General features: G+C 72.0%; 14 protein-coding genes. 10 read left to right on the top strand and 4 right to left on the bottom strand.

Going from position 1 to position 11,691, the window contains the following annotated elements; all coding sequences use genetic code 11:
* Positions 1–39: 39 nt before the first annotated feature.
* The 7 genes from E1264_RS32410 to E1264_RS32380 all read left to right on the top strand — a co-directional run bounded on the left by E1264_RS32410 (position 40) and on the right by E1264_RS32380 (position 6,005).
* Positions 40–879 (top strand): DedA family protein, encoded by an 840-nt coding sequence (locus E1264_RS32410; RefSeq protein ID WP_132179574.1) that lies wholly within the window; start codon positions 40–42, stop codon positions 877–879.
* Positions 863–2,053 (top strand): sensor histidine kinase, encoded by a 1,191-nt coding sequence (locus E1264_RS32405; RefSeq protein WP_243711304.1) that lies wholly within the window; start codon positions 863–865, stop codon positions 2,051–2,053. Before E1264_RS32410 ends, E1264_RS32405 begins: the two co-directional genes overlap by 17 nt.
* Positions 2,044–2,697 carry a response regulator transcription factor gene (locus E1264_RS32400; protein ID WP_132179572.1) on the top strand — a complete coding sequence of 218 codons (654 nt, stop codon included), beginning with the start codon at positions 2,044–2,046 and terminating at the stop codon, positions 2,695–2,697. The genes E1264_RS32405 and E1264_RS32400 overlap by 10 nt, the downstream gene beginning before the upstream one ends.
* A 57-nt stretch (positions 2,698–2,754) precedes the next feature.
* Complete coding sequence (fdhA, locus tag E1264_RS32395) at positions 2,755–4,011, top strand: formaldehyde dehydrogenase, glutathione-independent (RefSeq protein WP_132179570.1); 1,257 nt, start codon at positions 2,755–2,757, stop codon at positions 4,009–4,011.
* Positions 4,012–4,051: 40 nt separating this feature from the next.
* Positions 4,052–4,792, top strand: coding sequence for an SUKH-4 family immunity protein (locus E1264_RS32390; RefSeq protein ID WP_132179568.1), 741 nt, complete (start codon positions 4,052–4,054; stop codon positions 4,790–4,792).
* A 94-nt stretch (positions 4,793–4,886) separates the two neighbouring features.
* Positions 4,887–5,405 carry a YbaK/EbsC family protein gene (locus E1264_RS32385; protein WP_132179566.1) on the top strand — a complete coding sequence of 173 codons (519 nt, stop codon included), beginning with the start codon at positions 4,887–4,889 and terminating at the stop codon, positions 5,403–5,405.
* 18 nt (positions 5,406–5,423) lie between these two features.
* On the top strand, positions 5,424–6,005 hold the full coding sequence (locus E1264_RS32380; RefSeq protein WP_132179564.1) for an HD domain-containing protein: 582 nt from the start codon (positions 5,424–5,426) through the stop codon (positions 6,003–6,005).
* Positions 6,006–6,061: 56 nt separating this feature from the next.
* On the opposite strand, the gene E1264_RS32375 is transcribed toward E1264_RS32380, so the two are convergent.
* The gene (locus E1264_RS32375; protein WP_132179562.1) at positions 6,062–7,162 is read right to left on the bottom strand and encodes an FAD-binding protein; all 1,101 of its coding nucleotides are present in this window, start codon (positions 7,160–7,162) and stop codon (positions 6,062–6,064) included.
* A 27-nt stretch (positions 7,163–7,189) separates the two neighbouring features.
* Positions 7,190–7,651, bottom strand: a complete 462-nt coding sequence (locus tag E1264_RS32370; protein WP_132179560.1) for a MarR family transcriptional regulator — start codon at positions 7,649–7,651, stop codon at positions 7,190–7,192.
* A 137-nt stretch (positions 7,652–7,788) separates the two neighbouring features.
* Here E1264_RS32370 and E1264_RS32365 point away from each other — a divergent pair, with 137 nt between their 5' ends.
* Together E1264_RS32365 and E1264_RS32360 are read left to right on the top strand one after the other, a co-directional pair.
* Complete coding sequence (locus E1264_RS32365) at positions 7,789–8,250, top strand: DoxX family protein (protein WP_132179558.1); 462 nt, start codon at positions 7,789–7,791, stop codon at positions 8,248–8,250.
* A 675-nt stretch (positions 8,251–8,925) separates the two neighbouring features.
* A complete protein-coding gene (locus E1264_RS32360) occupies positions 8,926–10,359 on the top strand; it encodes a trehalose-6-phosphate synthase (RefSeq protein ID WP_243711303.1) in 1,434 nt (477 codons plus the stop codon).
* Here E1264_RS32360 and E1264_RS32355 read toward each other — a convergent pair.
* Positions 10,292–10,990 carry an ATP-binding protein gene (locus E1264_RS32355; RefSeq protein WP_132179554.1) on the bottom strand — a complete coding sequence of 233 codons (699 nt, stop codon included), beginning with the start codon at positions 10,988–10,990 and terminating at the stop codon, positions 10,292–10,294. The genes E1264_RS32360 and E1264_RS32355 overlap by 68 nt on opposite strands.
* A gap of 198 nt (positions 10,991–11,188) precedes the next feature.
* On the opposite strand from E1264_RS32355, the gene E1264_RS32350 reads away from it, so the two are divergent.
* Complete coding sequence (locus tag E1264_RS32350) at positions 11,189–11,419, top strand: DUF397 domain-containing protein (RefSeq protein ID WP_121434796.1); 231 nt, start codon at positions 11,189–11,191, stop codon at positions 11,417–11,419.
* A 53-nt stretch (positions 11,420–11,472) separates the two neighbouring features.
* On the opposite strand, the gene E1264_RS44860 is transcribed toward E1264_RS32350, so the two are convergent.
* Positions 11,473–11,691 (bottom strand): hypothetical protein (locus E1264_RS44860; protein WP_207936512.1); only part of this gene is annotated, 219 nt, incomplete at its 5' end.

The following is an 11,691-nucleotide window of genomic DNA, read 5'->3' as shown; positions in this document are numbered from 1 at the left end:
CCATGGTGACGGGAGCCGCCGGTTTCTAGCGTCGTCAACATGATCGAAATGGCGTACGCGACGGCCGGGAGCGAGCCCTCCGGCGGTATCGCGGGATGGGCGACCGACCTGATGGACACCCTCGGCGCGCCGGGCGCCGGGCTGGCGATCGCGCTGGAGAACCTGTTCCCGCCGCTGCCCAGCGAGGTGATCCTGCCGCTGGCCGGGTTCACCGCCGCGCAGGGCCGGATGAGCCTGGCCGCGGCGCTCATCTGGACGACGCTCGGCAGCATCGCCGGGGCACTGGTCCTCTACGGGATCGGCGCGCTGATCGGCCGCGACCGGATCCGCGCGCTGGTGGCGCGGCTCCCGCTCGTCAAGCTCTCCGATCTTGACCGCACGGAGGCGTGGTTCGCGCGGCACGGCGCCAAGGCGGTGTTCTTCGGGCGCATGATCCCGATCTTCCGCAGCCTGATCTCCGTCCCGGCCGGGGTGGAGCGGATGCGGATGACGACCTTTCTGCTCTACACAGCCCTGGGCAGCCTGCTGTGGAACACGACGTTCGTCCTGGCCGGGTACGGGCTCGGCGACAACTGGCGGACGGTCGAGGAGTACGTCGGCGTGTACTCCAAGGGCGTGCTCGCGCTGGCCGTTCTCGCCGCCGCCGTGTTCGTCGCCGTGCGTATCGTGAAGACGCGGCGAAACGCACCAGGACGGCAGAACGCCACGGAACAGCGGAACGCCACGGAACAGCGCGCGTACGACGAACGGCGCGCGTACGACGAACGGCGCGCGTACGACGAACGGCGCGCGTACGACGGACAGCGCGCGTACGACGGACGGCGGGCAGGCAGGCATCGGCTGGAGACGCGAGAACTCGAACGTGACCGGAACTTCTGACCGCCGCGGCTCTTCTGGCCGCCGTGGCCCGCGCGCCCTCGTCAGGGCCCTGGCGGGGCTGTCGCTGGGGGCGGTCACCGCCGGTGTGGAGCTGGTCCTGCTGGCGGTGGCGGCGCTCCTGATGGCCTATTCGCTGGCCTTCTCGCGCGGCCAGCGGGTGGTGCCGACGGTCGTCGCGGACGCGGCCCAGGCGGCGACCGAACTGGAGCGGTGGCGGCTCAGGAGGTTCCACGGCGAGGACAGGCCCGTCGAGTACGGTCCGCTGAGGGCGCTGGCGTATCTCGTCCTGCGCGTGCCGGTCGGGATGCTCGGCGCCGTGATCCTGGTCCTGCTGATCTACGGCGCGGTGATGGCGGTCGCGCTGGCCTGGAGCTGGTGGGTCAGCGGCGACTACCTGGACGGCATCCCGCCGAGCTGGTGGATCGTCCTCTACACGGTGATCTTCGGGCTGGTGCTGCTGTTCCTGGCCGTGCAGGGGCTCGTCGGGGTCGTCGCGCTGGAGCGGACGGTGGCGCGGCGGTGCCTGGGTCCGAGCCCGCTGGAGGAGTACGAGCGGCGCATCGCGCAGCTGTCCGTCACCCGGGCGGAGGTGGTGGACGCGGTGGACGACGAGCGCCGCCGCATCGAGCGCGATCTGCACGACGGCGTCCAGCAGCGGCTCGTCGCGCTCGGCATGCTGATCGGCCGCGCCCGCCGCGCCGGCGACGCGGAGAAGGCGGCCGACCTGCTGAGACAGGCGCACGAGGAGTCGCAGCGCGCCCTGGAGGACCTGCGGGAGGTCACCTGGCGCGTCTACCCGGCCGCGTTGGACGGCGAGGGCCTGCGCGCCGCGCTGGAGACGGTCGCCGAACGGACCCCGCTGCCGGTGACGATCGCCTACGACGTGCCCGGACGCCCCCCGCACGCGGTCGAGACGGCCGCGTACTTCGTCGTCTGCGAGGCCGTCACGAACGCGGCCAAGCACTCCGGCGCCCGCCGGGTCCTGGTGGAGGTCACCGGATCGGCGACAATGATCGGCGTGCGCATCGAGGACGACGGGAGCGGCGGCGCCGACCCGCGCGGCGGCGGGCTCGCCGGGCTGGCCCGCAGGGTCGCCGCGCTGGACGGCACGTTCGGCGTGGACAGCCCGCCCGGCGGCCCGACCGTGATCACCGCGGAGCTGCCGTGCGGGTGATGCTGGCCGAGGACTCGACGCTGCTGCGCGAGGGCCTGGTGCGGCTGCTCGCCGAGGAGGGGCACGAGGTGGCGGCGGCGGTCGGCGACGGCGACGCGCTGCTCGCGGCCGTGGCGGCGGGCCCGCCGGACGTCGTGGTCGTGGACGTCCGGATGCCGCCGACCCACACCGACGAGGGCCTGCGGGCCGCGCTGGAGATCAGGGAGCGCTGGCCGCACGTCGGCGTCCTCGTCCTGTCGCAGTACGTCGAGAAGCGCTACGCCACCGAGCTGATCACCGCGGACACGACCGGCGTCGGCTACCTGCTGAAGGATCGCGTCGCCCAGGTGGACGAGTTCCTGGACGCCCTCGACCGCGTCGGCGAGGGCGGCGCGGCGTTCGACCCGGAGGTCGTGCGGCGCCTCCTCGCCGCGCACGGGGCCCCGGCCGATCCGCTGTCGCGCCTCACGCCGCGCGAGCGGGACGTCCTCGACAACATGGCGCAGGGCCGCACCAACGCCTCGATCGCCGAGATCCTGCACATCTCGCAGAGTGCGGTCGAGAAGCACGTCAACGCGATCTTCGACAAGCTCGACCTGTCGCACGCGACCGGCTACAGCCGCCGCGTCCTCGCCGTCCTGCGCTACCTCGGAACCTCCGGCTGAGACTCGGAAATCCTGGCTGAAACCCGCCCAAAGCGGACTAACAACCCCGAATCGGGTATGGGGGGTGGACCGATCCACCGACCCGCGGAGGGAGGGGCCGTGGCGGACATCAACCGGGGCGTCGTGTACCAGCGGCCGGGCGAGGTCACGGTCGAGGACCTGGACTTCCCGAAGCTCGAGCTGGCCGAGCAGAACGGCCGGAAACTCCAGCACGGCGTCATCCTGAAAGTACTGGCCACCAACATCTGCGGCTCCGACCAGCACATGGTGCGCGGCCGGACCACCGCGCCCGCCGGGCTCACGCTCGGCCACGAGATCACCGGCGAGGTGATCGAGTGCGGCCGGGACGTCGAGTTCATCAAGGAGGGCGATCTCGTCAGCGTCCCGTTCAACATCGCGTGCGGGCGCTGCCGCAACTGCAAGGAGCGCCAGACCGGCGTGTGCGAGAACGTCAACCGGGACCGTCCGGGCGCCGCCTACGGGTACGTCGACATGGGCGGCTGGCACGGCGGCCAGGCCCGCTACGCGGTCGTCCCGTACGCGGACTTCAACCTGCTGAAGTTCCCCGCCGACCGCGACACCGTGATGGCGAAGCTGCAGGACCTGGCGATGCTGTCGGACATCTTCCCGACCGGCTACCACGGCGCCTACACCGCGGGCGTCACCACCGGCTCCACCGTGTACGTGGCGGGCGCGGGCCCGGTCGGGCTCGCCTGCGCGACCGCGTGCCTGCTGCTCGGCTCCGCCGTCGTGATCGTCGGCGACATGAACGCGCGGCGGCTGGAGCAGGCCCGCGGGTTCGGCTGCGAGACGATCGACCTGTCCGAGCACGCCGACGTCCCGGAGCAGCTCGACCAGATCCTCGGCGTCCCCGAGGTGGACGCGGCCGTCGACTGCGTCGGGTTCGAGGCGCGCGGCCACGGCCCGGAAGGATCCGCCGGCGAGCAGCCCGCGACCGTCCTGAACACGCTGATGGACATCACCCGCGCCGCCGGACGGCTCGGCATCCCCGGCCTGTACGTCACCGGCGACCCGGGCGCGCCGGACGAGAACGCCAAGATCGGGCAGCTCGGCCTGCGCATCGGCCTCGGCTGGGCGAAGTCGCAGGTCCTCACCACGGGACAGTGCCCGGTGATGACCTACAACCGGCAGCTGATGATGGCGATCCTGCACGACCGGGTCCAGATCGCGCGGAACGTCAACGCGTCGGTCATCCCGCTGGACGAGGCGCCCGAGGGCTACGCCGCGTTCGACAAGGGCGCCGCGCGCAAGTACATCCTCGACCCGCACGGCGTCGTCGCGGCCGCCGCCTGACCCACCGCCCCCGCACGCCCGAAATGGGTAGTGTCGGGGGGTGCCGACGTCCGAGGGCGGGGACTCCAACGGGGACCTCTGCGGCGACCCCAACGGGGACGTCTCCGGGGACTCCAGCGGGGACTTCATGACGGGCGCCGAGGTCGCGGCGGCGCTCAAGGAGTTCGACCAGGTGCTGACCGCGCCCCTGGACGACATCATCGCGCCCCATCAGCAGGCGCTCGCGGACCCGTCCCGCATCGAGCGGTGGCGGCTGCCGGAGGCCGACCGTGCCGCGCTCATCCGCTGGGGCCTGCCGAACAGCTCCGGCGGGCTTTTCGACGTCGACTTCCAGGACGCCGTCCGCACCGGGACCGAATTCCCCGGCGAGCACCTCTACGGCCTGGTGAAGTACCGCAGCGAGGCCCGGGTCGTCGCCGTGGCGGGAACGGGCGCCGTCTACATGCTGCCGCCCCCGCCGATGAATACGGAGGAGGCCGCCGAATTCCGGCGCCGGAATCCGGAGCTCTTTGCGGCGCACCGGAAGAAGAACCCCGAGTTCCCGTACCGGGCACCGAGCCTTTTCAACTCCTCGGTGTCGCTCTTCGTGGACGCGTACTGGCGGTACGAGAGGGCCGCCCAGGTGCTGAGGAAGCTGATCCTGGGCGCCGATCCCTTCGACGCCGCGTGCCTGGACGACGTGGCCGACCGCCTCGACGCCTTCGTGGAATGGGTGCGGTCCGTCGATCCGCCCGCCGCCGAGGACGGCGCCCAGTGGCGGGAAATCACCGAGGACTGGTGAGGACCCGACGCCCCGCGCCCCGCATCTCCACGTCCGTGGCAGGGTGGGAGCCGGGAAATCACGGAACACGGAAAACGGAAAGGGGAATGCGCCGATGGTCGGAAAGCTCGAATGGGGACCGGCGGGTGAACGTCCGGACCTGCTCGCGGACGCGGTCGCGGCGGCGATCGGCGGCGTGCCGGGCGCGGAGGTCGCCGAGATCGACCCGGAGCTGGCCGACACGGCCGCGTTCTGCGAGCGCTACGACGTCCCGCTCGACGCCAGCGCCAACTGCGTGGTCGTCGCGGCCAAGCGCGGCGGCGAGGTCGGCTATGCCGCCTGCATGATCCTCGCCACTGGACGTGCGGACGTGAACGGCGTCGTCCGCAAGCGGCTCGGCGCCCGGAAGGCGTCGTTCGCGCCGATGGCGGAGGCGACCGCGCTCACCGGCATGGAGTACGGCGGCATCACCCCGATCGGCCTCCCCGAGGGCTGGCCGATCCTCGTGGACGAGGCCGTCGCCGCCGCCCCGCAGGCCGTCATCGGCAGCGGCCTCCGCAAGTCGAAGATCCTCCTGCCCGGCAAGGCGCTCGCGGGCCTTCCCGGCGCCGAGGTCATCGCCCTGGCGCTCTGACCCCGACCGCGCCGCCCGATGACCTCCGCCGCCCTCCGCCGCGCGCTCACCGACCCCGGGCCGCGCCCGCTGCCGGACGAGGCCGTCCGCCTCCTGGAGGAGCTCGACGCCCCGCCGCGCCTGGCCGCCCATCTGCGCGCCGTCCACGACGTGGCCGCCGAACTGGTCGCCTGGGCGAGGGAACACCACCCGTCGGCGGACGTGGACGCGGAGGCGGTCCTGTTCGGCGCGGCCACGCACGACATCGGGAAGGCGCGGCACCCGTCCGAGCTGTCCGGTCCGGGCGCCGAGCACGAGGAAGCCGGATACGAACTGCTCCGCGAGCGCGGCGTCGAGGAGCGCCTCGCCCGCTTCGCGCGCACCCACGCGTCCTGGGACGATCCGGGCGTCGGCCTCGACGACCTGCTCGTCAGCCTCGCCGACAAGGTCTGGAAGGCCAAGCGCGTCACCGCCCTCGAACAACGCGTCGTGGACGCCCTCGCCGCCGCCTCCGGCCAGGAACCGTGGCAGGTGTTCATGGCCCTGGACGACGCCTGCGACCGCCTCGCCGCCGGCGCCGACCGCCGCCTCGCCTTCCAGTCGGCCTACCCGGTCACCTGAAGCCCGGCCCTGGCCCCGCCCCGGCACCGGCCCCGGATTCGGACGCGGACCGGCGCTCAGGAGGGAACCGAATCGACGGCGTAGCGGGTGCCGCCCACCGCGCGGGCGCGGTCGAGCAGGACCCGGTTGGCGGCGAGCATGTCGGCGACGGGCGCGCAGCCGGGCGAGGCGGTGCGCAGGACGCTGAACAGGACGGGATCGTCCGGCACGTCCAGCATCGGCACGTGCCCGACCCGCAGCGCCTTGATCAGGATGACTCCGCTGAGGCCCAGCGTGGCCGTGGTCAGCTCCGCCAGCGTCGCCTCGATCACCTCGGCGGCGCGCGCCGCGGGCAGGAACACCGTCGCCCACGGATGCGGGCGCGCCCACTCGCCGAGCCCGATCAGCTCCTCGACGTCGGGACGCATGCGGTCGCAGAAGTCGAAGAACGGGAGCTTCTCGGTCTCCGTAGTGCCGGGCGGCGGCTCGGCCCCATCGCCGTGGCGGACGGCCTTGACCTCATAGATCCACCCGTCGCCGTCCTCGGACGGCTTGACCTGCGCCGAGACGTCATCCGCCGGCACCTCGCGCTGGACGCGCAGAACGTCCTCGGCGTCCCGGCACGGGATGGTGCAGCACAGCACCCGCTCCGGTGCCGGGACCAGCGGCAGCGTCGCCCGGGTGATGACGCCGTGCCGCCCGAGACCGGCGCGGACGGCGTCGAACAGGCCGGGCCGGACGGCGGGGGAGCAGACCACGGGCTCGCCGTCCACGACGACGTCGAGGGCGAGCACGTTCTCGGCCTGGACGCCGTGCACGTGGGACGTCCCGCCGACGCCGCCCGCGGAGAGCGTCCCGCCGACCGTCACGTCGAGATAGTCGGTCAGCACCGGCGGGGCCAGCCCGTGCGGCAGCGTCGCGGCGAGGACGTCGCGCCACCGCGTCCCGGCGGCGGCGACCGCGTGCCGCGGACCGACCTCGACACCGGTCAACTCGCGCAGGTCGATCGACACGCCCGCCGTGAGGGACTGCCCGTAGGTCGAGTGCCCGAGGCCGCGCGGCACCACGTCCAGCCCCTGGGCGGCGGCCTCGCGGACGGCGCGCGCCACCTCGCCCGCCGACCTCGGCCGGACGACGCGGACCGGCGACCGCTCCACGATCCCGCCGAAGTCACGCATCCGCCCCGCCTCCCGGCCGTCGCGGGGTCATCGCTGCCGGAGCCGGTCGGCGACGCGGCCGAGGGCGTCGCCCAGCAGGTCGATCTCCTCGGGCGCCAGCACCTCGATCAGCGTCTCGCGGACGACGCGGCGGTGCCCCGGCCGGACCTTGGCCAGGACCTCGGCGCCCTCGTCGGTCAGCTCGGCCCACACCGACCGCCGGTCGGACTCGTTGCCGGTCCGGCGGACGAGCCCGGCGCGTTCGAGCTGCGTGACCTGGTAGGTGAGCCGGCTCTTGGACACCATCACCACGCGGGCGAGGTCCGACATCCGCAGCCGGTTGCCCTCGGCGAGGCTCAGCCCGACCAGCACCTCGAACTCGGCGTGGGAGAGTCCGCCCTCTCGTTTGAGCTGCCGCTCGATCTCGTGGTCGATCAGGTGCCCGGCGGCCAGGAAGGCCATCCAGGCGCGCAGCTCCCGCGGTGCGAGGGCGTCCCGGGGTTGGTTCATGCGGTGATTCTAGGTGGCCTGGTGATTCTAGTTGGTTAGAAGGCGAACTGAATTTTCAAGATGGTCTGGATTTGAATCAAGTCTGCTAGCGTCGGAAGAAGTTCATATTTGAACCTTCAACAAGAGGAGTCCGAGGCATGCTCCCACCCCGCCGCTTTCCCGCCCTCTCCGACACCGGCCTGCTGATCGGCCGGGTGGCGATCGGCGCGATGTTCGCCGCGCACGGCTGGAAGAAGTTCTCCGATCAGGGGCACTCCGAGGTCGCCGCCGGTTTCGACGAGCTCGGCATCCCGTTGCCGGAGATCTCCGCCTACTTCACCACCTATGTCGAGCTGGTGGGCGGCATCGCGCTCATCATCGGCCTGTTGGTCCCCGTCGTCGCCCTGCTGCACGCCGTGAACATGGCGGGCGCGTTCTACTACGTCCACATGGACCAGGGCTTTTTCCTGGACAAGGGCGGCTACGAGTACGTGATGGTCCTCTTCGCGGCGTCGCTGCTCCTCGCCGGCACCGGCGCCGGACGATTCTCGCTGGACGGCCTGCTCTGGGGTCGGCGCCGCGGAGAGAACGCTCCAGAACGCGAGTCCGTCCCAGCCTGACCCTGCCTTACCCGGCCCGGCCCGGCCGCCCTGACCGGCCCGGTACCCCTGCCCGACCCGGCCTGGCCCGGCTCGCCCTGCCTACCCGGCCACCAGATTGACCCAGATCGCCCCAGATTGACCACGCCAGACCTGGCCGGCCCCCACCCGGCCGGTCTGGCCTCCGGCCGACGTGCTCTCCGCCCCAGGGGCGTCGGCCTGTTCGCCCCGGCCCGTCCACGGCCCATCGGCGCGGCGGGATCTCCCCCCGAGTGAGATCCCGGCGCCATGGACGTGGACGGGCTGGAGGCGCCCCCGTCCCGCCGGCCACGCCCCGGCAGACCGGTCGGCCACGGCCCGCAGACCTGCCGCGCCGTCCGGGACGGGCGGCACTCTCTGACTCTGTGCATCGTTCCGGCACCGTCCGTGAGCGTCCTCGCCTATCATGCTTGCGCGGCCGGATGTGATCTAGGTAACTCTGTTGGCCCGAGTCACCCCCGAGCGTGACGGCGCGGTAAACAAGAGTTGCCTGCCGAGAAAGGAATATGGCTCGATCCAATCCCCCTGGATGGCCGCCCGCTCGCCTGACATCCCCCTTTTCAGGACATCTCCCCTTAACGTCGAAGTGACAAGATGTTCCTGATGTCCGTTTCTGGGCATGGTGATCACTGGGAGTTCCTGGAGAGGCGGGTCGCAGTGTCGCGCGGTAGTGAGTTCGTAGTGGTGGCCAATCGGCTTCCGGTCGACCGGACCGTCGGGGCGGACGGTGTTCCGCGCTGGCGGCGCAGTCCTGGTGGCCTGGTCAGCGCCATCGCCCCGGTGATGCGGCGCAGGAAGGGGACGTGGATCGGGTGGACGGGCGCGCCCGACGAGCGCCTGAAGCCGTTTGAGGAGGACGGCATGTCGCTGCACCCCATCACCCAGACCGCGCGGGAGGTGGAGCTGTACTACGAGGGCTTCTCGAACGCCACCCTCTGGCCGCTCTACCACGACGTCGTCGCCCCGCCGGTCTACGACCGCTCGATGTGGGACGCCTACGTCCAGGTCAACCGGCGGTTCGCGGAGGCGGCGGCGGAGGTCGCGGCGGAGCAGGGCGTCGTCTGGGTGCAGGACTACCAGCTCCAGCTCGTCCCGCGGATGCTGCGCGAGCTGCGTCCCGACCTGCGCATCGGGTTCTTCCTGCACATCCCCTTCCCGCCGCTGGAGCTGTTCTGGCAGCTCCCGTGGCGGCGGCAGATCCTGGAGGGGCTGCTCGGCGCCGACCTGGTCGGCTTCCAGCTCCCGGGCGCGGCGCAGAATTTCGTGCGGCTCTGCCGGCGGCTTCTGGAGGCCCGATACGTCAAGCAGGACGTCTTCTGGGACGACCGCGTCGTCCGGGCCCGCGCGTTCCCCATCTCCGTGGACGTAGGGGAGCTGAACGACCTGGTGGGACGTCCGGACGTCCAGGAGCGGGCGCAGGAGATTCGGACCGACCTCGGCGACGCGACGGTCCTGCTCGGCGTGGACCGGCTCGACTACACCAAGGGCATCACGCAGCGGCTGCAGGCGTTCGGGGAGCTGTTCGAGGACGGCCGCCTCAAGCCTGGCCAGGCCGTATTCGTGCAGATCGCCACGCCGAGCCGGGAGCGGGTCGAGCAGTACCAGCTGCTCCGGGAGGAGATCGAACAGCAGGTAGGCCGCATTAACGGCGAATACGGCGAAATCGGATTTCCGGTCGTGCACTATCTGCACAGCTCGTATGACCGTGCCGAGCTGACCGCCCTCTACCTGGCCGCCGATGTGATGGTCGTCACACCGCTGCGGGACGGCATGAACCTCGTCGCCAAGGAGTACGTCGCCTGCCGCAAGGACCTGCGCGGCGCGCTCGTGCTCAGCGAGTTCACCGGCGCCGCCGCCGAGCTCAAACGCGGCGCCTTCCAGGTCAACCCGTACGACATCGACGGGCTCAAGGGCACGCTGCTCGCGGCGCTCGACGCCGATCCCGCCGACCAGGCGCGGCGGATGCGCACGATGCGCCGCCGCGTGATCGAGCACGACGTGGACCGCTGGGCCCAGGAATTCCTCAGCGAGCTGGAGCGTCCCGCGGACCGGCCGGCGCGGCTGGAGCAGGCTCAGGCGCTGGAGGGCTGACCCGCAGGTCGAAGGCGGCCCACACGGCCTTTCCGCCGGTGGCGAGCCGCGCCCAGCCCCACGCGTCGCTGAGCGCGCCGACGACCAGCAGGCCGCGTCCGCCCTCGACGAACCCGGCCGGGTCGCTCGGGACGGGCTCGGGCGCCCGCCCGCCCGGGTCGGTCACCGAGACGACGAGCCGCCTCGGGTGCCCGATCAGGACGACCTGGATGGGGCACAGCGGCAGCGGCTGAGGAAGCCCCTCCAGGCCGTGCCGGAGCGCGTTGGTCACCAGCTCCGACACCGCGATGACGACGTCGCCCGCGGCACCGGACATGCCCCAGGCGTCCAGCGTGAGCTGGGTGAACTCGCGCGCGGCCCGGGGCGAGGTGATCTCCGCGGGGAACACCTTGCGGGCCATGCGCGGGGTGCCGGAGTGCGGCGCGGGCCAGAGCCCGGCCAGCCCCGGCACGGCGACCGGAGCGCTCGCGGGCCCGCGCGCCGGGCCGCTCTTGGAGACGTTCGTCGGGGTGTTCGGGCCGAGCGGCGCCGGAGGCGCGTCGGGCCACGGATGGAGAGCCGGGGCGTGCCGCGGCCTGCCACCCGCCATGGCGGCGGGTGCTGCGACTTCGTCTGCCTGGTCAACGGTCATGGTCAACAACCTCAGAGGCGTGCGGGGTGGTCACCGGCGAGCGTTCGCTATCTTGCTCCTCAAGTCGTGCAGATGCAAGACCGTCTGCATGAACCGATGCAAGAACGAATGCACGTGCATCTCGTACCATCGTGTGGGGTGGGGCGAGATCGCAGCCTTCGCGTGAAGGCTGAGACGCCTGGAGGGGGCAGACCAACGATGGACGGCCAACAGCTGCTGGACGTCTGGCGCGGCGAACTCGTGTGGCAGAAGAGCCGGCGGAGCAATCCGTCCGGCAACTGCGTCGAGATGGCCGAACTCCCCAGCGGGGAGATCGCCGTGCGGAACTCCCGCGATCCCGAGGGAGCCGTGCTCGTCTACACGCGCGAGGAGGTGGAGGCCTTCGTAGGAGGAGCCAAGGACGGCGACTTCGACCACATGCTCGTCTGACCACCCGCTCTAGGCCGGCACCGTCCGGCCCTGCACATTGGGCGGATCCCCGCTTAGACGCCCGACAAGCCCGCCGTCATCATGGCGGGCTCCGGGAGGACCGTCACCTCCCGGCAACCGACAAGGAGTCCGACCGGCTCGCGCAGCTGCTCCCAGCCCGGAGGGGCTGCGCCCGGGGGACACACCAGGTTCACGCTGGAGAACCACCCGCGCTTGGCCGCCGCAGCCTGGACCGCCCAGCGGTCCGGGCCCGCCCCCAAGCGCCTCCAGCC

The organism is Actinomadura sp. KC216, from assembly GCF_004348535.1.
GTDB lineage: Bacteria > Actinomycetota > Actinomycetes > Streptosporangiales > Streptosporangiaceae > Spirillospora.
The sequence above is the reverse complement of the archived record's forward strand: the minus strand, read 5'-3'. Positions and strand labels throughout refer to the sequence as shown.